The sequence below is a fragment of the Arthrobacter sp. P1_B3 genome, from assembly GCF_056406615.1.
The window spans coordinates 82,708-108,160 of the sequence record NZ_JBFTZV010000006.1 but is presented as its reverse complement, the minus strand read 5'-3'; the positions used below and the strand labels follow the sequence as shown (position 1 = coordinate 108,160).

Annotated in this window: 23 protein-coding genes and 1 tRNA gene; 6 read left to right on the top strand and 18 right to left on the bottom strand. The window is 66.9% G+C overall.

Annotated features, from left to right (window positions below; all coding sequences use genetic code 11):
* Positions 1-12 precede the first annotated feature (12 nt).
* Genes AC1D2F_RS09470 through AC1D2F_RS09460 form a run of 3 tightly spaced genes read right to left on the bottom strand, consistent with a single transcriptional unit; the run spans position 13 to position 2,790 of the window.
* Entirely contained in the window at positions 13-1,077 is a 1,065-nt protein-coding gene (locus AC1D2F_RS09470) for an L-idonate 5-dehydrogenase (protein ID WP_476966602.1), read from the bottom strand.
* Entirely contained in the window at positions 1,077-1,847 is a 771-nt protein-coding gene (locus tag AC1D2F_RS09465) for an SDR family oxidoreductase (protein ID WP_476966601.1), read from the bottom strand. Before AC1D2F_RS09465 ends, AC1D2F_RS09470 begins: the two co-directional genes overlap by 1 nt.
* A gap of 13 nt (positions 1,848-1,860) precedes the next feature.
* Complete coding sequence (locus AC1D2F_RS09460; protein WP_476966600.1) at positions 1,861-2,790, bottom strand: NAD(P)-dependent oxidoreductase; 930 nt, start codon at positions 2,788-2,790, stop codon at positions 1,861-1,863.
* Between the two features lie 106 nt (positions 2,791-2,896).
* Between AC1D2F_RS09460 and AC1D2F_RS09455 the strand changes: the two genes are divergently transcribed.
* On the top strand, positions 2,897-3,961 hold the full coding sequence (locus AC1D2F_RS09455; protein ID WP_356815770.1) for a D-2-hydroxyacid dehydrogenase: 1,065 nt from the start codon (positions 2,897-2,899) through the stop codon (positions 3,959-3,961).
* Positions 3,962-4,273: 312 nt separating this feature from the next.
* Here AC1D2F_RS09455 and AC1D2F_RS09450 read toward each other — a convergent pair whose 3' ends face one another.
* The 5 genes from AC1D2F_RS09450 to AC1D2F_RS09430 form a co-directional block, all read right to left on the bottom strand.
* Positions 4,274-5,623: an MFS transporter gene (locus AC1D2F_RS09450; RefSeq protein ID WP_229994470.1), complete on the bottom strand. Its 1,350-nt coding sequence runs from the start codon at positions 5,621-5,623 to the stop codon at positions 4,274-4,276.
* A gap of 164 nt (positions 5,624-5,787) precedes the next feature.
* The gene (locus AC1D2F_RS09445; RefSeq protein ID WP_476966599.1) at positions 5,788-6,585 is read right to left on the bottom strand and encodes an IclR family transcriptional regulator; all 798 of its coding nucleotides are present in this window, start codon (positions 6,583-6,585) and stop codon (positions 5,788-5,790) included.
* A 166-nt stretch (positions 6,586-6,751) separates the two neighbouring features.
* Positions 6,752-7,582 (bottom strand): fumarylacetoacetate hydrolase family protein, encoded by an 831-nt coding sequence (locus AC1D2F_RS09440; RefSeq protein WP_364744021.1) that lies wholly within the window; start codon positions 7,580-7,582, stop codon positions 6,752-6,754.
* A 248-nt stretch (positions 7,583-7,830) separates the two neighbouring features.
* Positions 7,831-8,109 carry a hypothetical protein gene (locus tag AC1D2F_RS09435; RefSeq protein ID WP_364744024.1) on the bottom strand — a complete coding sequence of 93 codons (279 nt, stop codon included), beginning with the start codon at positions 8,107-8,109 and terminating at the stop codon, positions 7,831-7,833.
* A gap of 86 nt (positions 8,110-8,195) precedes the next feature.
* Positions 8,196-9,482, bottom strand: a complete 1,287-nt coding sequence (locus tag AC1D2F_RS09430; protein ID WP_476966598.1) for a glycosyltransferase — start codon at positions 9,480-9,482, stop codon at positions 8,196-8,198.
* A gap of 184 nt (positions 9,483-9,666) precedes the next feature.
* On the opposite strand from AC1D2F_RS09430, the gene AC1D2F_RS09425 reads away from it, so the two are divergent.
* A complete protein-coding gene (locus AC1D2F_RS09425; protein WP_229994465.1) occupies positions 9,667-9,852 on the top strand; it encodes a hypothetical protein in 186 nt (61 codons plus the stop codon).
* Between the two features lie 68 nt (positions 9,853-9,920).
* On the opposite strand, the gene AC1D2F_RS09420 is transcribed toward AC1D2F_RS09425, so the two are convergent.
* The 4 genes from AC1D2F_RS09420 to AC1D2F_RS09405 all read right to left on the bottom strand — a co-directional run bounded on the left by AC1D2F_RS09420 (position 9,921) and on the right by AC1D2F_RS09405 (position 11,968).
* Positions 9,921-9,996, bottom strand: a tRNA-Val gene (locus AC1D2F_RS09420).
* Between the two features lie 103 nt (positions 9,997-10,099).
* The gene (locus AC1D2F_RS09415) at positions 10,100-11,005 is read right to left on the bottom strand and encodes an NAD-dependent protein deacetylase (protein ID WP_476966597.1); all 906 of its coding nucleotides are present in this window, start codon (positions 11,003-11,005) and stop codon (positions 10,100-10,102) included.
* 31 nt (positions 11,006-11,036) lie between these two features.
* Positions 11,037-11,552 (bottom strand): peroxiredoxin, encoded by a 516-nt coding sequence (locus AC1D2F_RS09410; RefSeq protein WP_229994462.1) that lies wholly within the window; start codon positions 11,550-11,552, stop codon positions 11,037-11,039.
* The gene (locus AC1D2F_RS09405; RefSeq protein ID WP_018773429.1) at positions 11,549-11,968 is read right to left on the bottom strand and encodes a DUF3052 domain-containing protein; all 420 of its coding nucleotides are present in this window, start codon (positions 11,966-11,968) and stop codon (positions 11,549-11,551) included. Before AC1D2F_RS09405 ends, AC1D2F_RS09410 begins: the two co-directional genes overlap by 4 nt.
* Before the next feature lie 437 nt (positions 11,969-12,405).
* Here AC1D2F_RS09405 and aceE point away from each other — a divergent pair, with 437 nt between their 5' ends.
* The gene (gene aceE / locus AC1D2F_RS09400) at positions 12,406-15,147 is read left to right on the top strand and encodes a pyruvate dehydrogenase (acetyl-transferring), homodimeric type (RefSeq protein WP_476966596.1); all 2,742 of its coding nucleotides are present in this window, start codon (positions 12,406-12,408) and stop codon (positions 15,145-15,147) included.
* A gap of 81 nt (positions 15,148-15,228) precedes the next feature.
* Complete coding sequence (gene nboR, locus AC1D2F_RS09395; protein ID WP_476966595.1) at positions 15,229-15,852, top strand: nicotine blue oxidoreductase; 624 nt, start codon at positions 15,229-15,231, stop codon at positions 15,850-15,852.
* Here nboR and AC1D2F_RS09390 read toward each other — a convergent pair.
* The 6 genes from AC1D2F_RS09390 to AC1D2F_RS09365 form a co-directional block, all read right to left on the bottom strand.
* Entirely contained in the window at positions 15,849-16,484 is a 636-nt protein-coding gene (locus AC1D2F_RS09390; protein WP_476966594.1) for a uracil-DNA glycosylase, read from the bottom strand. The two genes, nboR and AC1D2F_RS09390, sit on opposite strands and share 4 nt — an antisense overlap.
* Positions 16,485-19,346: a molybdopterin-dependent oxidoreductase gene (locus AC1D2F_RS09385; protein ID WP_476966593.1), complete on the bottom strand. Its 2,862-nt coding sequence runs from the start codon at positions 19,344-19,346 to the stop codon at positions 16,485-16,487.
* A 2-nt stretch (positions 19,347-19,348) separates the two neighbouring features.
* On the bottom strand, positions 19,349-20,287 hold the full coding sequence (locus tag AC1D2F_RS09380) for an FAD binding domain-containing protein (protein WP_476966592.1): 939 nt from the start codon (positions 20,285-20,287) through the stop codon (positions 19,349-19,351).
* Positions 20,278-21,561 carry an XdhC family protein gene (locus AC1D2F_RS09375; RefSeq protein ID WP_476966591.1) on the bottom strand — a complete coding sequence of 428 codons (1,284 nt, stop codon included), beginning with the start codon at positions 21,559-21,561 and terminating at the stop codon, positions 20,278-20,280. Before AC1D2F_RS09375 ends, AC1D2F_RS09380 begins: the two co-directional genes overlap by 10 nt.
* 17 nt (positions 21,562-21,578) lie before the next feature.
* Positions 21,579-22,073: a nucleoside deaminase gene (locus AC1D2F_RS09370; RefSeq protein ID WP_476966590.1), complete on the bottom strand. Its 495-nt coding sequence runs from the start codon at positions 22,071-22,073 to the stop codon at positions 21,579-21,581.
* A 264-nt stretch (positions 22,074-22,337) separates the two neighbouring features.
* On the bottom strand, positions 22,338-22,538 hold the full coding sequence (locus AC1D2F_RS09365) for a hypothetical protein (protein WP_476966589.1): 201 nt from the start codon (positions 22,536-22,538) through the stop codon (positions 22,338-22,340).
* 365 nt (positions 22,539-22,903) lie between these two features.
* On the opposite strand from AC1D2F_RS09365, the gene pucL reads away from it, so the two are divergent.
* Complete coding sequence (gene pucL, locus AC1D2F_RS09360; protein WP_476966588.1) at positions 22,904-23,812, top strand: factor-independent urate hydroxylase; 909 nt, start codon at positions 22,904-22,906, stop codon at positions 23,810-23,812.
* A gap of 108 nt (positions 23,813-23,920) precedes the next feature.
* Positions 23,921-25,447: a nucleobase:cation symporter-2 family protein gene (locus AC1D2F_RS09355; protein ID WP_364748490.1), complete on the top strand. Its 1,527-nt coding sequence runs from the start codon at positions 23,921-23,923 to the stop codon at positions 25,445-25,447.
* Positions 25,448-25,453 lie beyond the last annotated feature (6 nt).

The window sequence follows — 25,453 nt, the reverse complement described above, 5'->3', positions numbered from 1 at the left end:
CGGCCGGGCGCCTCACGCCGGGGCCGGCCGGAAGTCCAGCAGGACCTTCCCGGAAACAGCCGCGTTCCTGGCGACGTCGAACGCTTCCAGTCCGCGGTCCAGCGTAAAGGCGTGGGTGACCACGGGATCCACCAGCAGGGATCCGTCGGCCAGCGCACCGAGAACCTCATCGATTTCGTCGTTGAAGCGGAACGAGCCCACCAGCTCCAGCTCGCGCGTGATGGCCAGGGAGATCAGCACGGGCTGCGGGCCGGAGGGCAGGAGCCCCACCATGACCACCCTGCCGCCGCGGACCGCGCCCTTGATCGCCGAGGCCAGCCCCTGGTGGCTGCCTGAGGACTCGATGACGATGTCCGCCTCCACCGCCGCGATCGCCGCGGCGTCGTCCCCCTTGAGGACGGCGTCCGCTCCCACGGCACGGGCAATTTCCAGCGGCCGCTCATGCATGTCCACGGCCACGATCCGCCGAGCACCGGCGCGCTTGAGGACGGCCACCGCCAGGGCGCCGATGGGGCCGCTGCCGATCACCAGCGCCGTCTTTCCCGCCACATCCCCGGCGCGCGACACGGCGTGCCAGGCAACGCTGGCCGGCTCAGCCAGTGCGGCAGTCCTCAGCTCGAGGCCGGCCGGCAAGGGCCGGAGCATCCGTGCCGGCAGGTTCACATACCGGCTGAACGCGCCGTCCGTGTGCGGAAAGCGTGCCGCGCTGCCCAGGTAGGTGCAGCCCGGCGAAAGATTGGGGCGGTCCCCGGGGTACCGGGCGCCGCCCGGGCCCGGTGTGGCGGGATGCACCGCCACGGCCGTGCCCGCCGCGGGCCCGGTCCCGTCCGAGGCGGCGCGGATGACGGTTCCCACGATCTCGTGGCCCAGGACCAGGGGTGCCTTGAGGATGGACTCCCCCGCGGCGCCGTGCAGCCAGTAGTGCAGGTCGGATCCGCAGATGCCGCCGAAGGCCACTTCGATGACGGCTTCATCGGACGCCGGCGCGGGCACGGGAATGTCCTCGATCCGCAGATCGCCGGCCGCGTGGGCCACCACTGCGGCGGCCGTGGCCGGAAGTCCTGCCACGCCGCGCATCAGACCACCACCGTCATTCCGCCGTCGATGAAGATCGTCTGGCCATTGACGAAATTTGAGCCGTCGGAGGCCAGCCAGACCGCGGGGCCGGCCAGGTCCTGCACGGTCCCCCACCGGTGCGCGGGGGTCCGGCCCAGGATCCAGGCGTTGAACGCCTCATCGTCGACGAGGTTCTGCGTCATCTCGGTGTGGATGTAGCCCGGCGCGATGCCGTTGATCTGCAGGCCCGAGGCCGCCCATTCCGCGGTCATGGCGCGGGTCAGGTTCCGCAGGCCGCCCTTGGCCGCAATGTAGGGGGCGATGGTCGGGCGTGCCAGGTCGGTCTGGACCGAGCAGATGTTGATGATCTTGCCCCGGCCGCGGGGAATCATGTGCCGGGCCGCTTCCCGCCCCACCAGGAAGGCACTGGTCAGGTCCGTGGAGATCACCCGCTCCCAGTCCGCGACGTCGAGCTCGAGCATCGGCACGCGGTGCTGGATGCCGGCGTTGTTCACCAGGATCTCCAGCGGCCCCACGTTTTCCTCGACCCAGGCGACGCCCCGGGCGGCCTCGGAGTCGCTGGTGACGTCGAAGGCGCAGCTGTGCACACGGCCCGGCGGGTAGTCCGCGGCCATCGCGGCCTCGGCGGCCTTGAGCCGCTCGGGGTTGATGCCGTTGAGCACCACGGTGGCGCCGGCGTCGGCCAGGGCCCGGGCCAGGGCGTTGCCGATCCCCCGGCTGGAACCGGTGACCAGTGCGGTCCGGCCTGTCAGGTCAAAAAGTCCATTCATGGTTCGCTGATCCTCAATTGGTCTTCGCTGCTGGGTTTTCACGTGTGTCGTCACTGAGATTGGAGATGGTTTGCCGCACGACGGCGAGGTCCCGGTCCCCGAGCCCCTGGCGCTTGAGCTCCGCGTAAAGCTCGACGCCGGCGGCCGCCATCGGTACTGCGGCACCGGCCGTGGCGGCGCTGTCGAGCACGAAGGACAGGTCCTTGTGCATGAACTTGGCCGGTCCGGTGGGCTCGTAGTCCTTCGCGGCGAGCCGCGGCCCCACGATGTCCAGGACCCGGCTGCCGGCCAGCCCGCCCGCGAGCACCTCGTAGAGCGCGGATACGTCCATGCCGGAGCGTTCGGCGAGCTCCGCGGCCTCGGCGAGCGCCGCCGTCGTGGTTCCCACGATCAGCTGGTTGCAGGCCTTCGCGAGCGACCCCGAGCCCACCGGACCCAGCCGCCGCACGGTGCTGCCCATCGCGCTGAAGAGCGGCAGGAGCCGCCGGAAGTCGGCTTCGCTGGCGCCGGCCATGATGGCGAGTGTTCCGTCCACCGCACCTCTCGTGCCGCCGCTGACAGGCGCATCGACGACGACGGCGTTGCCTCCGCTCGCCTCAGCGACCCGTTTCCCGAAGTCCTGGACCCCAGACGGCGAGACGCTGCTCATCACCACCACGGCGGTTCCGGGGGCGGGCGGCCTCGCGGCCCAGCCGGCCAGGAGCGCGGCGCTGGCAGCCTCAATGTCGGACAGATCCGGGAGCATGAAGACAATCACCGGCTGGTCGCGGAGCGCCTCGACTGCTGCCACGCGGGATCCGCCGAGGGCCTCGAAGGCGTCCAGGGCCGCCGGCGAACGGTTCCAGGCACTGACGGCCCACCCCGCCGCGAGGAGGTTGGCGGCCATGGGCGCCCCCATCAGTCCCAGGCCGACAAACCCGGCTTCTTTGCGGTCCAGCTCCATGTTGCCTCACTCCATCGTGGTAAATCTGTCGTGGTGAATCTGTCGTGGTGAATCTCTGCCGTAGTCAATATTGGAAATCTGTTCAGCATTCTAGCCTCCATTCAGTATGATGAACACTATGACGACCAAAACCACCGTCGCGATCGCCGTCCCGCTCGAAGCAGAGCATGTGGAACGCATCCGCGCCGTAGATCCTTCCGTGACCGTCCTCTACGACCCCGAGCTGTTGCCGCCGGAACGCTTTCCCGCAGACCATTCGGGAGATCCGGACTTCCGCCGGACGCCGGAGCAGGAAGAGCGCTACTGGGACATGCTCAACAAGGCCCAGGTCCTGTACGGGCTCCCCAACGAGAGCCCCGCGGGCCTTGCCCGGATCGCCGGCAGCAATCCCCGCCTTGAGTGGATCCACGCCATGGCGGCCGGCGCCGGCGGTGCCGTGAAGGCATCGGGGCTGGACGCCGCAACGCTGCAAAAGTTCAAGGTCACCACCTCGGCCGGGGTGCACGCCCTGCCGCTCGCCGAGTTTGCCGCCCTCGGCATCCTCAACGGCTTCAAGCGCAGCGCGGAACTGGCACAGGACCAGGCCGCCAAGCTCTGGCCCGAGCTCCGCACCCCCACCCGCCTGGTCAACGGCTCCCGCCTGGTGGTCACCGGACTCGGCGAGATCGGGCTCGAGACCGCACGAATCGCCCGCGCCCTGGGCATGAGCGTCAGCGGCACCAAGCGGACCGTGGAGTCCATCGACGGGATCGAGGTGGTCACGGACAACGACGGCCTCGCCGGCCTGCTCGGCACCGCGGACGCCGTCGTCAACACCCTTCCCGGCACGCCCAACACCGAGAAGCTCTTCGGCCGCGACGTCTTCGCTGCCATGAAGCCCGGAACGGTCTTCGTGAACGTGGGCCGCGGCACCGTGGTGGATGAAGAGGCGCTCCTGGAGGCGCTCGGGAACGGCCAGGTCTCCTACGCCTGCCTGGACGTGTTTGCCGTGGAGCCGCTCCCGCAGGACAGCCCGCTGTGGACCCACCCCAGGGTGATGGTGTCCCCGCACACCTCGGCCCTCAGCGCAGCCGAAAACCGGCTGATCGCCGAACGCTTCTGCAGCAACCTGCGGACCTACCTCGACGGCGGCGAACTCCCCCACGTCGTGGACACGGTGCACTTCTACTGAGTCGGCTCTATCCCCATCCTGCGGCCCCCGCCGCAGCGCACGCCAGGCGGTCCCTCCGGAAACGGAGGGGCCGCCCTCTGCGTTGATGCAGGGCATGCGCGTCCTGCCTGGCGACTCGCATTCCCGCCTGGCGAGGCGAGTTCCGCTCAGCGACGCGCATAGTGCCCGGCGACGCGGGTATTCGGAAGCGCTGGGTATTTTGCGCGTCGCCAGGCGTTTCCCGTGTCGCACAAGCGGCCGTGGCCCCTTCCTGAGTGGAAGGAGCCACAGCCTGCGGTCCCGCGCACGGCGGGTTGATAGGGGCGGGTGCGCCTAGCGCGCATCTTCCGTGAGGAGCAGGTCGCGTCCCACCGTCTCGGGCGTGAAGAAGGTGGTGACAAACGAGATCAGGGCAAGGACCAGCGAGTAGATGGCGAGAACCAGCCAGGAGTGATCCGTCACAGCCAGGAGCGCGGCACCCACCAGCGGAACGAGTCCGCCGGCCATGACTGCAGAGAGTTCACGGCTCATGGCCACCCCGGTGAAGCGGTAGCGCGACCCGAAGAGTTCGGGCAGGAGCGGGCACTGCGGGCCCAGCATGGACTGAACGCCGAGGGCGATGCCAACCACCATGACTATCCAGACAAGCGTGACATTGCCCAGCGTCACCAGGTAGAAGGCAGGCAGGGCGATGACGGCCTGGAACAGCGCACCGTAGCGGTAGACGGGCACGCGGCCGAACCTGTCGGACAGCGCACCGAACGTGATCACCATAACGGCGGCGAAGCCGGCGGCAATGAGCAGGCCGACCGGTCCGATGAACTTGTCGCCGGGGAAGACTCCGTCCTTGGCGGCCAGGAAGGCAATCAGCAGGGCGGAGTAGATCGAGGAGTTCCCGTTTTCGCCCATCCGCAGGCCAATACCTATCAGCGTGTTCTTCTTGGAGTGCTTCCACAGCTGGCCGATGGGGTTCTTGGCGACATTCTTGTGCTTCTCCAGCTCCTGGAAGACGGGCGTTTCCTTCAGCCGGAGCCGAATGAAGAGAGCCACTAAAATCAGGAACACACTGGCCAGGAAAGGCACCCGCCACAGCCAGCCCTCCAGCGTGGCCTTGTCAGCCATGGCAATCAGGGCAAACGTGCCGGCGCCAAGCAAGGTGCCCAGCTGGATGCCGACGAACGGAAGCGCGGCGAAGAAGCCACGACGGCGACGCGGTGCGACTTCTGAGATCAGCGTGGTGGCGCCGGCCTGTTCCGCGCCGGCGCCCAATCCCTGCAGGATGCGCAGCGTCACCAGCAGAACGGCGCCAAGCATGCCCGCCTGTTCATAGGTCGGCAACAGGCCGATGGCAAAGCTGGCGGACCCCATGAGGGTGATGGTGAGGATGAGGACCATTTTGCGGCCGAACCGGTCCCCGATGTAGCCGAAGACCATTCCGCCGAAGGGCCGGGCCGCGAAGCCTACGCCGTATGTGGCGAAGGATGCGATCAGCGCCCCGTCTTCGCCGAGCGGCTTGAAGAACAGCGGGCCGAAGATCAGGGCCGAAGCCAGGCCGTAGATGTAGAAGTCGTAGTACTCCAGCGCGGAGCCCACGGAGCTGGCAAGCGTAGCCCGTCGCAGCTGTTCCGGATCGACGACGGCGCCGTCCGCTTCAGCGAGCGGTGTATTAGTACTAGTTGTCACAAGCACTCCCTCAAGAACACTCCAGACCCCCGTTGGTCTGGTGGGATGTGAGCAACCCCCGAAGAGTCGATCACCATACTGAACAGCGTACAGCATGGTGATCGACTAGCCAATGAATAATCAGACTTATTCTTGGCAACCCGGGACGAGCCGACGGAACGGGGCTAGCCCATGGGATTGCCCAGGGACCGGGCAAGGTCCTGGAGTTCCTTGACCATCATGGCGCCCTGCTCCTGCGAGTAGGTCGCCTTCAGCGCGGTGACTGAGAGRCCAAGGCTGGGACCGTGCGCGCCGCGCGTCGGGACAGCCACGGCCAGGCACACGACGCCCGTGGTGGATTCCTCGTCCTCGAACGCATACCCCTGCTCCCGGATGACATCGAGCTGCGCCTTGAGCTCGGCTCCGGTGCGCAGCGACTTCGGCGTCAGGACCGGCAGTTCGGCGTCGTCCGGAAACATCTCGTCGACGTCATGGTCATGCAGCCGCGCTATCAGGGCTTTGCCCACGGCGCAGAGGGAGACCGGCATCTTGTCGCCAATGTTGGACGTCAGGCGTACCGCGGGGTGCCGTTCATAGCGGGCAAGATAAATGACATTTGTTCCGTCCAGCATCGCGATCCGGACAGTTTCACCCGACAGCGTCGGAGCCTGTTCACAGAACCGGTAGAACTCCTGGACCTCGTCGAGGCGGCTGAGATACGCCGCACCCAGCTCAACCAATTTGCGGCCGAGGGTGAACTCCGCGCCCTGGCGGTTGATCAGCCTGGCCTCCTCGAGCGCGAGCAGGAGGTTGGAGGTTGAGGACTTTGGTATTCCCAGCTCCCTGGCCAGATCACTGAGCGTGAGGCGTCCGGTCGCGGACGCGGCCAGGGCCTCCAACACGGCGGCGGCGCGCGTGACAGCCGGTGCCGGTGACGCGCTCCCCAATCCGTCGGAGATTCGGGAAACTCGGGAATCGGCCATGATTCTCCTCCAGGTATCGCGCGCAAGTTGCCGCGCCACTCAAACAAATACCGTCCAGTCAGCTGAACACTAACCATCATAATGTCTGGCGCCGTGAACCGGACCTGGCTGGTCTCGTTTACCGCCGTTCGCCTGGCAGCACCGCCCGTCGTGGACCGCCGGCTCGTCAGGCGGCGGACACCACGGGATTGGTCAGCTCGCCGATGCCTGCAACATGGCACGTGACCGTGTCGCCGGGAATGATTGGCGCGGACCCGGCGGGGAATCCCGTCAGTACCAGGTCGCCCGGGTGAAGAGTCATGAAGGAGGTCAGATAGGCGAGGATTTCCTCTACCCGCCAGCCGAGATCGGCGGAACTGGCCGGCTTGAGCTCCACCCCGTTGTGCTTGATTCCGATTGCCAGGTGGTCCTCCGTCAGCTTCGTGACGACCCACGGCCCTGCAGGCGTGAACGTGTCCTGGCTCTTGGCGCTGATCCACAGCTCGTCGGATTCCTGCAGGTCCCTGGCGGAGACGTCGTTTCCGATGGTGTATCCCAGGACTGCGCTCTTGGCGTTGCCGGGCGTCAATCCGCGGGCTTTGCGCCCGATGACGATTGTCAGTTCGGCCTCAGGCTCGACGCGACCCACCCCCGGCCGGAGTTCAATTGCATCGCCCGGACCGACCACGCTGGTCGCCGCCTTGTGGAAGGCCTGCGGCGGAAGGTCGCGGCCTGCGCGGCCGGTATTGTGCGCCATGCCCAGGACGTTGGCCGGGACGCTGGGCGCGAGGAACGTAAACGATGCCTCATCCACCGTCGCGCCGATTTCCCAGCCGCCGCGCGGCCGGCTGCCGGCATTGGCCACAGAGCCAGGGAACGGAGAGGTGGCTACCGTCCACACCCGGCCGGCCGCACTGGCAAAGTCCGGTGCGTCGTTGGTGACAAAGAAGTGTTCGTCGTCGGCAGCACGGGAAAGGGGGCGGACTCTGGCGATTCGGCGGGCACTCGTGGCGGTCATGAAAACATCCTAGGCGGCAGGGTCCCGGGGCCTGCGAATAGGCCATCGAATGGCGTAATTCTGCCGCGGTGAAACGCCGTCGGTGTTTCACATTTCCAAACGTTCACGGTATATTCATTACAAGCCTTCCACCGCGGCATCCCCCAATAGTCGCGGTGGAAGGCTTTTCCAATGCCCGGGTTGAGCCGGTGTCCGGGACCACCATCAGAAGCCGGCGGGACCGGCCGATCGTTGCCCGCCCCGCCATCTTACGCGGCGTCCGCGACCGCTTCCCGGAGCCGCCAGCCGCCGCCGAGGCCGTCCCGGATCAGTTCCATGGTGGTCAGGGCCGATCCCCGGTTGCGGCCAAGCCTTGCCTGGACCTGCCAGACCTCGACGTCAACGCGGCTCAGGCCCTTGGGCATCCGGCGCTCGGCCTCCCACCAGCTGACCCGTTCGAACCAGCGGACCGGCTCGACCCCGATCAACCATTCCCTGCCCCCGCGGACTACCGCCAGGGGCCGCCCGTCCGGGCCTGTCTTCACCATTACGTGCTCCATGCCCGTCACATTAGGGTTAAGCCCTGACATTTTAGGTCCCGGACATTTTCGGAGCGCGGGCCGGCGTCGGACTCTCAGTAGTAGTCGGCGGCGTGCAAGGACACTACACGCGGCTCGCACCAACGGATGAAGACATCTGCCGGCTGTATCTTCTTGCCCCGCAGCGCGATGCCCGCAATCGTAAGGCCTTCTGGCAGGGGCAGGCTGTGGCGCACCACCCCGCGGGATTCGCGCGACCAGGCCAGCCGGTACAATCCGTAATCGGGGCTTGATCGCAGCCCAAGTTTGAGTCCCAGTTCCTCAACGTCCACGCCTTCTGCAGCACTGAGCTCGTACGAGATGACGGCAAAAGCCCCGTTGAGCTGCTGCGCTGACTCGAACTCAAACTCGAACTCAAGCAGCCCCTGGGTAATCTCCGGGTCCAGGGGAAACACCAGCGCGGTCTCTTGGGACAGGCGTAGGAGTTCCGCGCCGGGGAAGGACAGCTCATGCGCCGCGGGCTCACCGCGGATGATGTCTTGGTAGAGGGTTGGCCACCTATCTGCGGAGATCCCTTCCGCCCGCAGAGCCGGAAGTTTGTCCAGCCGCGCCAAGGATGCGACGGCGCGTTCATAAGGGGTGGTGCTGAGCGTTGAGTCCTGATCGCCGTGACGCACTTGGAAGAACATGTGCTCCCGGGAATCAAGGATGGTCGGCATCACCCGGTCCACACCGTGATGCGGACCGGGTGTGTTGATTTCGAGCCGGCCCCGGATCGGGTCGAATGCAGCGACGAAGGCCATGCCCTGCGCCGACTTCGGGTGGTAGTACTCCCGAAGGTTCACCAGTTCGCTGTCGGCCTTGTAGGCTGTCAGGCCGAGGCCGAAGGACACGGCCATGCCGACATTGCTTAAGGCCCGGTAGCTTGCAAGCCGTGTCAGGTAGTTGGTGGCGAGCACGTCGTCGTCGTCTAGGCGGAACCACGCGACCGGCTGCACGCCGGCGTCGGCGTCGAACTTGCTGGCGAGGTCCTGCTCAATCAGGGGCTTCACTTCTTCGATGCCAGTTCCCCGGACGACGTCGTTCCATTCCACCGGGACCAGGAACGGGTAGTGGGCCGCGGCCGCGAGCAGCACCTCCTGATGGCGCTGCGGCAGAAGGCTGGAATACAGAACGAAGTGTTTGTAGTCGTAATCTTCAGCCATGGCGGCCAGCGCCGGCACGGAACGGGTGAAGAACATTTCCTCCCGCAACTCAAGCCGTCGTTCCGAAAAGAGATACCCCATGTACTCTTCGGGAGTCTTGAAGACACCGCTGCTGGACGTTTTCCACGACTGCGATCCGGGTGAGAAGAGGCTGTAGCGAGTGACTCCGTAAAACATGATCCTCCGCAAAATTGTCTCAACGTCCCGTTCAACTGTATCGCCGGCCTGCCCGCGAACCGCATAGCGCAGGCATGCGGTGTCAATAATGACGGAGATTTCCCGAATTAGGCGGGGCAAGTGATAAGTTCGGTCCCGTGCCGGGGCGCACAGGGCGCCTTGGAAGAACCAAAGGGAATCCAACATGGCTGAATCGAACGCTCAGAAACTGGAGAAGGCGAAAGCTATTGTGCTGGATTCGATCGTGAAGGTTGGCGTTTCAACCAACCAGTCGCAGGCCGTGCAACGGCTCGCCAACGCATATGCCCTGCTTGAAGGGAACGTAGCGCCCATCAGCGGCCCCAACGAATCGGCGCCGAAAAGCGCCTGAGCCGGTCTACCGGAAGCACAAAACCCCGTTTTTGCGGACCATTTGGTCCGAAATGACGGGGTTTTCTGTGGTGGGTCCTACCGGGATCGAACCGATGACATCCACGGTGTAAACGTGGCGCTCTACCAGCTGAGCTAAAGACCCAAACCGCGGAATCCGCGCCTCAGCGCTTCAACCAACGAACAGCTACTGTACCGGATGTCACCGGCCAAGCGCCAATCGCCAAGCCAATCCGCCCGGCCCTCCGCTACAGTGGCGGCAGCTCGGCGGCGAGCCAGGTCAAGGCCCCGCTGACGCCTGCCTCCAGCTTGATGGTGGCGAGGCCGTCCCCGCGGGTCGGTCCCCTGTTGATGATGACCACGGCTTTTCCCTGTTTCGCGGCGTGGCGGACAAATCGCAGGCCGCTCATCACGGTGAGCGACGAACCTGCCACCAGGAGCGCCCGGGCCGCGTCCACCATGGCGTAAGAGCGCTCAACGYGGTCCTTGGGCACGTTTTCGCCGAAGTACACAAAGTCCGGTTTCAAGGTTCCCCCGCAGGCGGGACAGCGGGCGACGACGAACGATTCGATGAGTCCGGAGTCCTCGACTGCGGCATCGGCGTCGGGAGCCATTTCCACCACCCCGGCGGCCTGGGCCCGTTCCAGGAACCCGGGGTTGAGTTCCTCAAGGACACTGGCCAGCATCCGGCGGCTGAAGCGCCGGTGGCAGTCCAGGCACACAACCTGGTCGAACCGGCCGTGCAGGTCCACCACGTTGACGCTGCCGGCGTCCTCGTGGAGCCGGTCCACGTTCTGGGTAATGAGTCCGGTGAGCAGTCCCCGCTGCTCCAGCCGGGCCACCGCGGCGTGGCCGTCGTTGGGATCCGCCCGGCGCAGGTGCGACCAGCCGATGTGGTTGCGGGCCCAGTAGCGTTGCCGGTTTCCGGGTGCGCCGATGAACTCCTGGTAGGTCATGGGGGTCCGCGGCGCGGCGCCCGGGCCGCGGTAGTCCGGGATGCCCGAATCCGTACTCAGGCCAGCGCCGGTCAGCACGGCGAACGGTAGCCCGGACAGGAGGCCGTGGATGTCCTGCAGGATCCCGAGTTCGCTGCGCCGGAGCTCAGCGGCGGTCCCGGCGGCCGTGACCGGCGGGAGGCTGGCAAACCCGGTCATCCCGATTCCTGGCCGCCGCTGCCTCACCGGATCAGTTCCCGCCGAGTCCCGCGAGGGCAGTCCGGTATTCGGCAAGGTCCCGGGCCTGGCCGCGGGGATTCACCACGACGTAGCGGACAATTCCCGCCGCGTCGATGATGAAGGTGCCGCGCAGCGCCATGCCGCTCTCAGGGTCGAACACCCCATACGCCGAGGCCACGGCGCCGTGCGGCCAAAAGTCGGCGAGCAGGTCGAAGCCGTAGCCTTCCTTTTCGGCGTAGGCCCGCTGGGCGAACTTGCTGTCAACCGAGACTGCCAGCACGGCGGCATCGGCATCTTCGAACAGGGCCAGATTGTCCCGGATTTCGCACAGTTCCCCGGTGCAGATGCCGGAGAAAGCGAAGGGATAAAAGACAATGACGACATTGCGCCCGCGGAAGTCCGAGAGGGTTACCGGCTCGCCGAACTGATTGGCGAGCTCGAAATCCGGGGCAAAATCGCCGACAGCGGGAACGGGCGCGACGGCGGCGGCCGGCCCGGAGGCTTCCTGCTGGACCGCTTGGGTCACTTGTTCTTCCGCGTGACCAGCCGGGTGGCGCTCCAGTCCTTCGAGACGCCGGCGGAGGTGGTGTAGTGGAGCCCTGCGGTGGGCGCGGCGTCCTGGATGTCCGCCGGCGACACGTAGCCGTCCCGGCCGGACTTGGGAGTCAGGACCCACACAACGCCGCCCTCGGTGAGAGTGGTCAGCGAATCGACCAGGGTGTCAACAAGGTCTCCGTCACCTGCCCGCCACCAAAGAATGGCGGCATCGACCACCTCGTGATCGTCCTCGTCGAGAAGCTCAGAGCCCGTGAGATCTTCGATATCGTCTCGCAAGTCGAAGTCGACATCGTCGTCATAACCGAATTCCTGAATCAGGTCCCCGTCTTTGAAACCCAGTTTCTCCGCCACATTTACCGAAGTGGCGGCGTCGGCCTCGCTCACGTGTTGCTCCTATGCTTTGTGAATTGCTTCATGTTTTCAATGGCACTAGTGATTTCCATTACTCCAAGCCAACACCCTTTGAGCTCTCGCTTCAAGCTGTTGGCCCCGCGATCCGCCATATTCTGCGTCACACGAGACGATCCGAAGGCTGCCGGGCAGTGCTTCGTCACACAACCAGTATGCCCGTGAAATACGGCGGCGGGTCCATGGGGCGGCTACGCATCCGCCAGCGCGCACGGCTAGAGTGGCTGATGACGACTACGCCTGCGCGGGCAACCGCCCTGCTAATTACAGGCAGGCGTACCGTGATTGGACCTTGCCCGGCGCATACGACCGGGCTGTTGTAACCGATATGTCGCACACGTCGCGTTCACGCCAGGCAGTCACCCTGCCCGGAGCTGAGGGTGCCGATAGATGCGCTCAAAGAGAGGTTGGACGTGGCTGCAGGAGAAGATACCTCCCATATCCTCAGCGGGTTGACAAACCAGCTGCCTGATCGTGATCCGGAAGAGACCGCCGAATGGCTGGAGTCCCTGGATACCCTGATTCAGGAACAGGGCACCGAGCGTGCCCAGTACATTATGCGCAGCCTGCTCCAGCGGGCCGGSGCGCAGAGCGTGGGTGTYCCGATGGTCACCACCACGGACTACGTCAACACCATCCCGGTGGACCAGGAAGCGGCGTTCCCCGGGGACGAGGAAATCGAACGCAAGTACCGGGCCTGGCTGCGCTGGAACGCCGCGGTCATGGTGCACCGGGCCCAGCGCGCCGATATCGGCGTCGGCGGGCACATCTCCACCTACGCCGGGGCCGCGACCCTGTACGAGGTCGGGTTCAACCACTTCTTCCGCGGCAAGGACCACCCCGGCGGCGGGGACCAGGTCTTCTTCCAGGGCCACGCCTCCCCCGGCATGTACGCCCGCGCCTTCATGGAAGGCCGGCTGTCCGAGGAGGACCTGGACGGCTTCCGGCAGGAGAAGTCCAAGGAAGGCCACGCCCTGTCCTCCTACCCGCACCCGCGGCTGATGCCGGAGTTCTGGGAATTTCCCACGGTCTCGATGGGCATCGGGCCGATGAACGCGATCTACCAGGCCCAGTCGAACCGGTACCTGCACAACCGCGGCATCAAGGACACCTCGGACCAGCAGGTCTGGGCGTTCCTGGGTGACGGCGAAATGGACGAGCCCGAGTCCCGCGGGCTGGTCCAGCTCGCCGCGAACGACAAGCTCGACAACCTGAACTTCGTGATCAACTGCAACCTCCAGCGCCTCGACGGACCCGTGCGCGGCAACGGCAAGATCATGCAGGAACTCGAGGCCTTCTTCCGCGGCGCCGGCTGGAACGTCATCAAGGTGGTCTGGGGCCGGGAGTGGGATGACCTGCTGGCCAAKGACGAGGACGGCTCGCTGGTGAAGATCATGAACGAGACCGTCGACGGCGATTACCAGACGTACAAGGCCGAGTCCGGCGCGTTCGTCCGCGAACACTTCTTCGGCAAGACCCCGCAGACCAAGGAAATGGTCCAGGACCTGACCGACGACCAGATCTGGAACCTCAAGCGCGGCGGCCACGACTACAACAAGGTCTACGCCGCCTACAAGGCCGCGACCGAGTTCAAGGGCAAGCCCACSGTCATCCTGGCCCACACGGTCAAGGGCTACGGCCTGGGCACGCACTTCGAGGGCCGCAACGCGACCCACCAGATGAAGAAGCTCACCCTCGCGGACCTCAAGGCCTTCCGCGACCACCTGCGCATCCCGATCACCGACGAGCAGCTGGAAGCGGACCTCTACCGGCCGCCGTACTACCACCCCGGCATGGACTCCCCCGAGATCCAGTACCTGATGGGCCGCCGCAAGGAACTCGGCGGCTTCGTCCCCGAGCGGCGGCCGGACCACGCGCCCGTGGAACTTCCCGATCCCGCAACATATGAGGTGGCCAAAAGAGGTTCCGGGAAGCAACGGGCCGCCACCACCATGGCCTTCGTCCGCCTGCTCAAGGACCTACTCCGGGACAAGAACTTCGGACACCGCATCGTCCCGATCGTGCCAGATGAATCCCGCACGTTCGGCATGGACGCGTTCTTCCCGACGGCGAAGATCTACAACCCGGATGGCCAGGGCTACCTGTCCGTGGACCGGGATTTGGTCCTTGCCTATAAGGAATCGGCCAAGGGCCAGCTGATCCACCCGGGCATCAATGAGGCCGGGGCCGTGGCCGCGTTCACCGCCGCGGGCACGTCCTACGCCACTCACGGCGAACCGCTCATCCCGGTCTACGTGTTCTACTCCATGTTCGGGTTCCAGCGCACCGGCGATTCCTTCTGGGCCGCCGCGGACCAGATGACCCGCGGGTTCATCATCGGCGCCACCGCCGGCCGCACCACGCTGACCGGCGAAGGCCTGCAGCACGCCGACGGGCACTCCCCCGTCCTGGCCGCGACCAACCCGGCCGTCATCACCTACGACCCGGCATACGGGTACGAAATGGGCCACATCATCCGGGACGGCCTGGAGCGGATGTACGGTCCGGAGTCGGAAGACCGGAACCTCATGTACTACCTCACGGTCTACAACGAGCCGATCTTCCAGCCGGCCGAACCCGAGAACCTCGATGTCAACGGCGTGCTGAAAGGCATCTACCGGGTGTCGGCGTCGGGCGCGGAAGGGCCCAAGAGCCAGATCCTGGCCTCCGGCGTGTCCGTTCCCTGGGCCCTCGAAGCCCAGCGGATCCTCGCCGAGGACTGGGGCGTCTCCGCCGATGTCTGGTCCGTGACCTCCTGGACCGAACTGCGGCGGGACGGGCTCGCAGCAGAGGAAGAGGCCTTCCTCAACCCCGGCCAGCCGGCCCGCGTCCCGTTCGTGGCCCAGCAGCTCGCCGGCGCCACCGGTCCGATCGTGGCAGTCACGGACTACATGAAGGCCGTGCCGGACCAGATCCGCCAGTTCCTGCCGCACCAGTTCGCCTCACTTGGCGCGGACGGCTTCGGCTTCTCGGACACCCGCGCCGCGGCACGCCGCTTCTTCAAGAACGACACGCACTCGATTGTGGTGAAGACCCTGCAGCTGCTGGCCTCGCGCGGAGAGGTCGACGGCGGGGTGCCCGCCTATGCGATGGACCGCTACAAGCTCCTGGATGTCACCGCAGGGACCACCGGCGGAGCGGGTGGCGACGCCTGACGCCATCGAGTGGGCGGTTGACGGGCAGTGTTCCGCCCCGGGACTGCCGCCAACTGCCATCCGGGTGCATAGGCTGGGACCATGGCTGACTCATCGGAACCGCTCACGACGGCGGGATCAACGACGGCGGTGCTGCTGGCCGCCGGAGCCGGGACGCGGCTGGGACTCGGGCCCAAGGCGCTGCTCCCCTTCCATGGCCGCACACTGGTCGAAGTGCTTGCTGACGTGCTGCTCGCGGGCGGCTGCCGGGAAGTTGTGACAGTCCTCGGCGCGGACGCGGCAACGGTCCGCGCCGCTACCGACCTCAGCCGTCACCGGGTCATCGACAACCCTGGCTGGGACACCGGAATGGGCAGTTCGTTCCGGACGGGAGTTGCCGCGGCGGCCCCCGAGGACCATGTGCTCATCGCGCTGGTGGACCAGCCCGGCCTCACCCCGGAGACCGTGGCCCGGCTGCTGGCAGCCCACCGGCCGGGCCGGGCGACGGCGGCCGCCTACCGCGATGCGGAGGGGAAGCTGCAGCGGGGACATCCGCTGCTGCTCGACGCCGGACTTCGCGCTGAAGCCGCGAAAACAGCGGCGGGCGACGCCGGAGCACGTGTCTTCCTGCGGACCCACCCGGACCTGGTTGATCTGGTGGACTGCAGCGACCTCTCCGGCGGCGAGGACCTCGACTCACCCGACCAGCTGCACCTCCTCGATTAAGCCAACAGCTCCTGCAGGCCACGCTTGAACCCGGCCCTGCCGCCATGGGCCGGATGCCTGATTTTCGGGACGTCCAGGCCGCTCCGCTGCAGGCTGCGGTGCGCCACATTGCCCACGGCCACCACGGTTTCGATGCGAAACGCCTCGATCAATGCCTGCCAAAACGGAGTTCCAAGGGCGGCCTCGGAAGCCCTTGGCGTGCGGTTGGACAGCGGCCGCCCGGGCACGTGGGTGTGCCACGGGCAGGCACTCCACAGCAGGGGCAGGAACTCCAGCTCCGCCAGGACCTGCCACATCACCGTGGCCGTCGGTTCCGCGGCCATGCCTTCGGAATMGGTCGGAAGCACGTACCCCTTCCCCGGCCCAAACAGCCCAAACTCGTTGGCAGGGCCTTCGAGCATGGAGCGGTTTGTGAAGGGAATCCCGGTGATCCTCATGCCCCGGAATCCCGGCGCTTCGCCCAGCAGCAGCACCTTCGGGCGCCGGTCCAGCATTTCCTGCAGATAGAGCTCCAGGTTCCGGCGGCGCACGGCATTGCCGGCAGCGGCAGAATCAAAGAAGTTCTGGCAGTCCGGCCCGGTCTGCACGGACGCCAGCCGATCGACGAAGGCCCGGATCGCGGGATCGGCCATTCAGGGCGCTCCCCGGGAAGGGACCAGCCCTGCTTCCTTCAGGCCCAGGTAGATCTTGTCCCGGGAGATCGGCAGCTCGGAGAACCTCACGCCGGTGGCGTTCCGGATGGCATTCGCGAGCGCCGGCGCCACCGGGTTGAACGGGCTCTCGCTCATGGACTTCGCACCCAGCGGGCCCAGCTTGTCGCTGGTGTCGGCGAAGTAGACCTCGCTGCGCGGCACGTCGGCGAAGGCGGGGACGTGGTACTGCCGCAGGACGTCCGTTCTCACGCGGCCGGCGTCGTCCACTTTGACCTCCTCGTAGAGCGCGGAGCCGAGGGCCTGCGCGATCCCGCCTTCGATCTGGCCGCGGCACTGGCGCGGATTGACCACCACGCCGGCATCGGCAGCCTGCACGCTCTGCAGAATCCGCAACTCCCCTGTCCCGGTGTTCACTGCCACCCGAAAGCCCTGGACGTTGAACGCCACTGAGCGCGGGGTCCCGCCCCAGCGCCCTTCGGCGGCGAGCTCGACGCCGGCCTGCTCCGCGGCGTCGTAAATCTCCGTGAGCGGCACCCGCGTTCCCTCGCAGAGAACGGCATCCTGCTCCAGCACGCAGCCGGAGGGCTGCACGCGGCGGCTGCCGGCGGCGAAGACGCGGATGCGGAGGGCGAGCTCCTCTGCGGCGGCCAGCGTCGCCTTGCCCGCCACCACGGTGCCGGCAGATCCGAACGCACCGGAATCGTGGTCCACGAGGTCGGTGTCGGACTGCCGCACAGTGACCCGGGCGGCAGTGGTGGACAGCGCGGTGGCCGCGAGCTGCGTGTGGACGGTGGTGGTGCCGTTGCCGAATTCTGCCGTCCCGACGTCGGCGGCGTACGTCCCGTCGGGCAGCAGCCGGAGCCTGGAATGGGCAAAGTGGCCGCGTGGCGGGACGGTGTCGATCATGGACAGGGCCGTCCCCTCCCCGAGGACCCAGTCAGGGTCCAGCCTGTCGAGGCCGGCCGCGCGGTAGCGTTCCTGTCCACGGGCCAGGGCGTCCTCCACCAGCTTTATGCACTGGTCCAGGCCGTAGCTGCCGTAGCGGACGTCCTCTTGGGGCTCGTCGCGGATGGAAAGCATGTCGTCGCCTTCCCGGACCATGTTCCGGCGGCGGAACTCCAGGGGGTCCATGCCGATCCCCGTCGCGAGCTCGTCGATGCCTGATTCGATCGCGAAGATCATTTGGCTGAGCCCATAGCCGCGGAAGGCACCCGCCGGCACGGTGTTGGTGTAGACGGCGTGGGCGTCCACTTTCTTGTTGGCGCACCTGTACACCGCCAGCGACTCGCCGCAGCCGTGGAACATGACCCCGGTCGCGTGGTTGCCGTAGGCGCCGGTGTTGGTGAGCACCTCCAGCTTCAGTGCCGTCAGCCTGCCGTCGCGGCTGGCGCCGGCCTTGAGATGGATGGTGAAGGGATGCTTGGTGGTGGCGGCGGTGAACTGTTCGGTCCGGGTGAATTCAAGCTGCACGGGGCGGTTGAGCTTCAGGGCTGCCAGCGCCACGACGTCCTCGGTGAGCACCTCTTGCTTGCCGCCAAAGCCGCCACCTACCCGTCCCGCCACCACCCGGATCTGCTCTTCCGGCAGGCCGAATACCCGGCACAGGGTCCGCCGCACCAGGAACGGGACCTGGCTGGACGTGCGGATCAGCAGCCGCCCGTCGCTGCCGAAGGAGGCGATGGAGGCATGGGTTTCGAGCGCCATGTGCTGCACCCGTTGGGTCCGGTAGGTGTGTTCGTGGATGAAGTCCGCCGCGGCGAAACCGGCCGACACATCGCCGAGCTCGGAATGCAGCTCGGCCACGACGTTCCGTTCGGGCTGGCTGATGCGGGCCGCGGCTGCGTCCTTGTCCCCATGGAGGGCGGGGGCCCCGGGGAGCATGGCGTTCTCCGGGGTGAAGACGGCGTCCAGTACCTCGTAGTCGACCTTCAGGGCCCGCACGCCTGCCTCCGCCGCCGCCACCGTGCCGGCGACCACGGCCGCGACCCGCTGGCCGATGAACCGCACCACGTCATCGAACACGCGGGTGTCGTCAGGATCGTCGGTGTAGAGCTCGTGCTGCGCGGTCGAAAACAGCTGCGCCGGGGAGTCTTCGTGGGTGAAGACCGCCGCGACGCCGGGAATCGCCAGCGCGGCCGCGGCGTCGATGGAGCGGATCCGGGCGTGGGCATGCGGGGAGCGCAGCAGCTTCACGTGCAGCAGCCCGGGCAGTTCTTCGGCCGGGACGTCCAGGGTGTAGCGGGCCTGCCCCGTGACGATGGCGAGGCCGGCGGGTGCCGGAACGTCGTCGCCCAGTTGTCCGGGTCGCGGCTCCGGCCGGCCGCGCCCCTCCGATGCTGTGTCCGTACCAGGGGTGTCCGTACCAGGGGTGTCCGGCTGGCTCGCCCTCCCGCAGACGGCGTCCTCGATGGCCGTGTACCCAGTGCACCGGCACAGGTTGCCCTTCAGGTTCCGCGGCAGGTCCGCCTTCTGCTCGTCATCGAAGGTCGCGGCCGTCATCACCATGCCGGCCGTGCAAAAACCGCACTGGAAGCCCTGCCGGTCCAGGAACTGCTGCTGCATCGGATGGAGTGCGGTGCCGTCGGGGTCATCGGATCCGCCGGAGGCGCAGGTGGCGGCCAACCCTTCCACCGTGGTGACGGCGCGGCCCTCGGCGCGGACTGCGGGATAAATGCAGCTGTGCACCGGCACCCCGTCCACATGCACGGTGCACGCGCCGCAGTCGCCGGCGTCGCAGCCCTTTTTCACGCCGAGGTTCCCCTGTTCGCGAAGGAACGTCCGCAGGCACTGCCCGGGACGGGGTTCGGCCTGCGCCGGGCTGCCGTTGATCTCGATTGACATGTTCAGGCCTCTTCCGTCCGGGACCCGGCGCTTAAGGGCTTGCCCCGCGGCGGCCAGAAATCACCGGATACGCGTAGCGGATCACGGCCTGCCGGTGCGGTGAGCTCGGCCCGGATTTCATGGGCCAGCCGGTACGTCATGTCCTTGCGCCAGGCGGGCAGGCCGTGGACGTCGTCCTGGTACAGCTCATCGGGGATGGCGGCATCCAATGAGGCGGAGAGGGCGTCGGCGAGCGCCGCCGCGGAGGACGTCAGGCGCAGCTGCACGGGGCGTTTGGTGGCTGAGGTGACGGTCAGGACCAGGGAGCCGCCGGCGTCGAGCCTTCCGATCAGCAGCACCGCGGACCTGCCCAGGTTGCTCAGCGACAGCCGGCGGAAGGCCACCCGGGAGGACAGGGCCGCCGCCGGCAGGCTCACGCTGCGCAGGAGCTCGCCGGGAGCGAGGGCGTTGGTCCCGTCGCCCGTGACGAACTCCAGCACGGGGAGCGTGCGGCGGGCGCCGCCGGGGCCCAAAATGGTAGCCGTGCCGTCGAGCGCCGCGCAGAGCGAGATCATGGGCCCGGCCGGCAGGGAGGTGCACAGGTTGCCGCCCACGGTGGACATGGTCCAGACCTTGAAGGAGGCCACGAAGGACTCGCAGCAGGGGCGGACGAGCTCCACGCCGGGCCAGTCCCCGGCCAGTCCCCGGCCAGCGTCCGAATCAGGGAAGGCATACAGTTGCGCGATGGTGCAGGTTGCCGCCAGCTCGATGCCCGCCGCCGAGACGGCCAGGGGTGTCCAGTCCGTGAAGCCGAGGTCCAGGAGACGCCGGAGCGGTTCCTGTCCGGGGCCGGGGCTCCCGGCGGAGAAAAGCACGGTGCCCCCCGCGAGCCAGGCGTCGCCTTCGCGCCACTGCGCCGGATCCGCGGTGCGGACCACGGCCTCGATGGTGTTCATGTCCACTGGGCCTCCTGAGGTTCCGGCATGCCGGCGCTGCTGTCGTGATGGCTACTGTCGTGATGGCTGCTGGCGTGATGACCGCTGTCGTGATGACTTGCGGCGTAATGGTGAATGGGGCCGCTGACATCCTTCAGGGACACGCTGCCCTGGGCCAGGCCGGCGGCTTTGCTCCGGCTGGCCACGAGTTCTGCCGTGATGGACACCGCGACCTCTTCCGGTGTGACGGCCCCGAGGTCCAGGCCGATGGGTGAGTGCAGCCGGGCCAAGTCCCCGTCGGCCACACCGGCCTGCCGCAGGGCATCGATCCGCGCGCGGTGGCTGCGCCTGGACCCCATGGCGCCGACATAGGCCACGTCCAGGCCGAGGGCGGCCTGCAGGAGCGGGACATCGAATTTGGGATCGTGCGTGAGAACGCAGATCGCCGTACGGGCGTCGGTGCGGCCACCCTGCGCCTGGTCCGCCAGATACCGGTGCGGCCAGGCAGTGGCCACCTCGTCCGCGGCGCTGAACCTGTCCTGCTGCGCGAACGCCGGGCGAGCATCGCACACCGTGACGTGGAAGCCCAGGAGTTTCGCGGCCGGCAGGAGTGCCGCACCGAAGTCATTGGCGCCGAAGATCAGCAGGCGCGCCGCCGGCAGCCGGCTCTCCACCAGCAGGCTCACGGGTTCCGGCTGGCAGTCCCCCGCGGGCGCGATCCGGACCAGTCCGGTACGGCCTCCCCTCAGCAGCGGTTCCAGCTGGGCTGCCGCGGCCAGCAGTACGCGCCCGGCACCGGCGGAACCGCCCGTTCCCAGCAGCGCGGCGAGCTCGGCCGACTCCAGTACCTGGAAAGCCGCCGGGTCAGGAACCACGACGGCGCCGCCTCCGCCGGCGTCCACCCTGCGGATCAGCGCCGCCCCGCCGGCCGGATGCCGCTTGGCCAGGCCGGCCAGGCTGTCCAGCCATAGCCGGCCGGGCCCTGCGCCCAGAGGCTCGATGTGGATTTCCAGCCCACCACCACAGGTCAGTCCGGCGGCGAACGCGTCCTCGGGGCTGTAGCCGAAGAACTCCCGGCGCGACCGGCCGTCGCGCAGTGCCTCCAGGGCCGCCTCCACAACGGCCCCTTCAACGCAGCCGCCCGACAGGCTTCCCAGCACCTCCCCGGTCTCCGAGACCAACATGGACGTGCCCACGGGCCGCGGCACCGATCCGGCAGCGCCCACCACGGTGGCCACCGCGCAGCGCTGCCCGGGCACGGCAGGCCGCCATGTGCCTAAGTGCGGGAGCAGATCCAACATGGCCGCAGTCCCCGGCGCTAATAGTCGGTCCTGGACTCGAACGAGTTCCAGGCGTTGAAGGGATCCAGGGCCGCGGGAGCTTGCGGGTCTGTCAGTTCCAGCCTGCCCACCGGCATGAGCGCGTCGCGCTGATCGTTTTCGAAGTATTCGTAGAAGACGGCGTCATCGAACCCCGCGGACGCGGCATCGTGCCGGTCCGCGGCGAACACCACTCGTGACACCCGCGCCCACAGCGCGGACGCCAGGCACATAGGGCACGGCTCGCAGCTGCAGTAGAGCGTGGCTCCGCTGAGATCGAAGTTGCCCAGTTCGCTGCAGGCCCGCCGGATGGCCGTGACCTCGGCGTGCGCCGTGGGATCGTTGGTGGCGGTGACGCGGTTGACGCCTTCGAACGCTTGCCCGTCCGCAGTGACCACCACAGCGCCGAACGGGCCGCCGCCGTTCAGGACGTTGGCCGTGGCCAACTCGATGGATCTCGCCAGGAACTTCCGGGCCGTATCGGCTGTAGTCATGCTGCCACTCCCTAACCTGCGGAAGCCGGTACACCGCGACGGGAACGCAAGGGCCGGATGCGACGGTGACCAGTCTTCAGCATGTGCCTTGAAGGTTGCGCCTGGTAGATAGCTTCCCGGGATCGGGCTGCCCGCCGTTGGCAAGATCGACAGTAGCACCGGGACGTCTGCGCGGCGCGCCCTAGTTGATGGAAGCCCGGTTTCGTTATGTGAAATCTCTATTTCCGGGTCTTCACGCCAACGCCCTACCGCCCCAAGTAACGCCTACCGGCCAAAGAGCGGCAGCGCGCGGAGCCATCGGGAAAACCCGCGGTCCCTCCGCTCGCAGTCGGCCGGAATGTAGAAGTCCGGGTCCGTAGCACCGAAGTCCGTCGCGCCGAACGGCAGGTACAGCTCCTGCCCGGGCGCCGGAAATTCAATGGCGCTGTCCTTCTCCTGCGAGTCCATGGACTCCTCCTCGTTCATTGTGTGGCCGCTTCCTCGCACCGGGTCGGATCACTTCAGTGCAGTTCCGCAATTTGGAAATAATTTATTGTTATGTGGAAAAGACTAGAAGCCTCCGGAGTCGGCGGTCAAGGGCTGCGGCCACCGCGGTCACAAACGGATTTTTCGAAAAGTGATGTACACCACGCCGGGTCCGGGCTACGCTTAATCCCAATTCGTGGCGCAGGTCACGTAACCTGGGAGCAGCAGGCAGGGTCGTAATGAGCTGGCATCAACTGATGTCGGCTCTTTTTTGTGGGCCGACGGAATGAGAAACGCGCAGGAAACAAGCGCTTAATTTCTATGTGGGACTTTGGTGCCACATACCTGAAGTTGGGAATCAGACCATGAGCAACAAGATCGTCCTCGGCCACAACCAGTACGGAAAAGCCGAAGTCCGGGTCGTCAAGATCACCAGGGACGCCGACCGCCATGAAATCGAAGACCTGAACGTCACCTCGCAGCTGCGGGGGGACTTCGCGGCGGCCCACCTCGAAGGCGACAACAGCCATGTGGTAGCCACGGACACCCAAAAGAACACGATCTACGCCTTCGCCCGGGACGGCATCGGCTCCCCGGAAGCCTTCCTGCTGCGGCTGGGCAAGCACTTTACCTCGAACTTCGGCTGGGTCACCGGCGGCCGCTGGGCGGCCGAGTCCTACAAATGGGACCGGATCCAGGCCCACGGGGCCGGGCACGACCACTCTTTCGTCCGCAGCGGCCAGGAAGTCCGCACCGCGGTTCTTGTCCGCGACGGCGGTACCGAGCACCTCATCGCCGGGCTCAAGGACCTCACCGTGCTGAAGTCGACCCAGTCCGGGTTCAGCGGCTTCCCGCGGGACAAGTACACCACCCTCCCGGAAACGTCCGACCGCATCCTCGCCACGGACGTATCGGCCCGCTGGCGCTTCAAGGCCGGCACCGATTTCGGCACGTTCGACTTCAACAAGAGCTACGAGGACGTCAAGAGCCTGCTGCTGGAGGGGTTCAGCGAAAAGTACTCCCACGCCCTGCAGCAGACCCTCTTCGACATGGGCGCCAAGGTCCTTGAAGCGCACACCGAGATCGACGAGATTAAGTTCTCCATGCCCAACAAGCACCACTTCCTCGTTGACCTCTCGCCCTTTGGCCTCGACAACCCCAACGAGGTCTTCTTTGCCGCCGACCGCCCCTACGGCCTGATCGAGGCCACGGTCCAGCGTGAAGACGCTGCACCGGCCGAGATCGCCTGGTCCGGGATCGCCGGCTTCTGCTAGGACTCCCGAACAGGCCGGCCCGGGCTTCCGGCGCCGGCACTCAAGTAAACGTTAGCCAGACATTGTTAGCCGGACGACGACGTCCGCCATGAACCAAGAAGGTCTGCCATGAACGCACGCAAGAAACTGACCGCCCGGCTGCCACGCACCGGCGGCACCGGAGGCTCCGGCGGCTCCGGCGGCACTCCGCGCCCCGAAGACCAACGGCTCTCCGTCGGAAGCAGCTTCGCCTACGGCTTCCAGCACGTCCTGACCATGTACGGCGGCATCATCGCCGTCCCCCTGATCGTCGGCCAGGCCGCCGGCCTGGCGCCCGCCGACGTCGGGGTCCTGATCGCCGCGGCCCTCTTCATGGGCGGCCTGGCAACCCTGCTCCAGACCCTGGGCCTGCCGTTCTTCGGCTCCCAGCTCCCCCTGGTCCAGGGCGTCTCCTTCGCCAGCGTGGCGACCATGGTCGCCATCGTCACCGGCGGAGGTGGCCTCCCGGCCGTCTTCGGCGCCGTCATTGCCTCTGCAGCCATCGGGTTGCTGATCGCCCCGGTGTTCTCCAAGATTGTCCGGTTCTTCCCGCCGGTGGTCACCGGCACAGTCATCACCACCATCGGCCTCACGCTGATGCCCGTGGCGGCCAACTGGGCCATGGGCGGGAACAAGAAGGCGGAGGACTACGGGAGCGTGGCCAACATCGGGCTGGCGGCCATTACCCTGGCCCTCGTGCTCCTGTTGAGCAAGGTCGGCAACGCCACCATTTCCCGCCTGTCCATCCTGCTGGCCATGGTGGCCGGAACGGGGGTCGCCGTCGTGACCGGCATGGCGGACTTCTCGAAGGTCGGCGACGGCCCGATCGTCGCCTTCCCCGCGCCGTTCCACCTCGGCGCGCCCACTTTCGAGGCTGCCGCCATCATCTCCATGCTGATCGTGGTCCTGGTGATCCTGACCGAGACGATGGCCGACATCCTGGCCGTCGGCGAGATCGTGGGCACCCGGGTCGATTCGAAGCGGATCGCCGCGGGCTTGCGGGCCGATATGGTTTCCAGCCTCGTGGCGCCGGTCTTCGGCTCTTTCACGCAGAGCGCGTTCGCCCAGAACGTTGGCCTGGTCGCCGTCACCAAGATCAAGAGCCGCTACGTGGTGGCGGCCGGCGGTGTCATCCTGGTGCTGCTGGGCCTGCTGCCGGTGCTCGGCCGCGTGGTCGCGGCGGTTCCCACGGCCGTCCTGGGCGGTGCGGGGATCGTGCTCTTCGGCACTGTGGCCGCGAGCGGCATCCGCACCCTGGCCAAGGTGGAGTACCGGAACAATATGAACCTGATCATCGTCGCCGCCTCCATCGGTTTCGGGATGATCCCGATCGCCGCCCCCACCTTCTACGACAAGTTCCCCAGCTGGTTCGGAACGATTTTCCACTCCGGCATCAGCTCCGCGGCCGTCATGGCCATCACGCTGAACTTGCTCTTCAACCACTTGAAGAAGGGCAACTCGGAGAACCAGTCGGTCTTCGTGGCCGGAACCGGCCGGGTCATCCGCGAGGAAGACCTTCAGTGCCTGGCCGAGGGCGACCGCTATGAGAACGGCAAACTGATCGACTCCGACGGCAAGGAAGTCCCGGTGGAGTCCGCCGCGACATCCGGGCACTAGTCCCTG

Bases quoted from the DNA above. Each gene is read 5' to 3' on its own strand.
- AC1D2F_RS09470 (WP_476966602.1), bottom strand. From the start codon at position 1,077: ATGCGCGGCGTGGCAGGACTTCCGGCCACGGCCGCCGCAGTGGTGGCC.
- AC1D2F_RS09465 (WP_476966601.1), bottom strand. From the start codon at position 1,847: ATGAATGGACTTTTTGACCTGACAGGCCGGACCGCACTGGTCACCGGT.
- AC1D2F_RS09460 (WP_476966600.1), bottom strand. From the start codon at position 2,790: ATGGAGCTGGACCGCAAAGAAGCCGGGTTTGTCGGCCTGGGACTGATG.
- AC1D2F_RS09455 (WP_356815770.1), top strand. From the start codon at position 2,897: ATGATGAACACTATGACGACCAAAACCACCGTCGCGATCGCCGTCCCG.
- AC1D2F_RS09440 (WP_364744021.1), bottom strand. From the start codon at position 7,582: ATGACCGCCACGAGTGCCCGCCGAATCGCCAGAGTCCGCCCCCTTTCC.
- AC1D2F_RS09435 (WP_364744024.1), bottom strand. From the start codon at position 8,109: ATGGTGAAGACAGGCCCGGACGGGCGGCCCCTGGCGGTAGTCCGCGGG.
- AC1D2F_RS09430 (WP_476966598.1), bottom strand. From the start codon at position 9,482: ATGTTTTACGGAGTCACTCGCTACAGCCTCTTCTCACCCGGATCGCAG.
- AC1D2F_RS09425 (WP_229994465.1), top strand. From the start codon at position 9,667: ATGGCTGAATCGAACGCTCAGAAACTGGAGAAGGCGAAAGCTATTGTG.
- nboR (WP_476966595.1), top strand. From the start codon at position 15,229: ATGGCTGACTCATCGGAACCGCTCACGACGGCGGGATCAACGACGGCG.
- AC1D2F_RS09385 (WP_476966593.1), bottom strand. From the start codon at position 19,346: ATGTCAATCGAGATCAACGGCAGCCCGGCGCAGGCCGAACCCCGTCCC.
- AC1D2F_RS09375 (WP_476966591.1), bottom strand. From the start codon at position 21,561: ATGTTGGATCTGCTCCCGCACTTAGGCACATGGCGGCCTGCCGTGCCC.
- AC1D2F_RS09370 (WP_476966590.1), bottom strand. From the start codon at position 22,073: ATGACTACAGCCGATACGGCCCGGAAGTTCCTGGCGAGATCCATCGAG.
- AC1D2F_RS09365 (WP_476966589.1), bottom strand. From the start codon at position 22,538: ATGAACGAGGAGGAGTCCATGGACTCGCAGGAGAAGGACAGCGCCATT.
- pucL (WP_476966588.1), top strand. From the start codon at position 22,904: ATGAGCAACAAGATCGTCCTCGGCCACAACCAGTACGGAAAAGCCGAA.
- AC1D2F_RS09355 (WP_364748490.1), top strand. From the start codon at position 23,921: ATGAACGCACGCAAGAAACTGACCGCCCGGCTGCCACGCACCGGCGGC.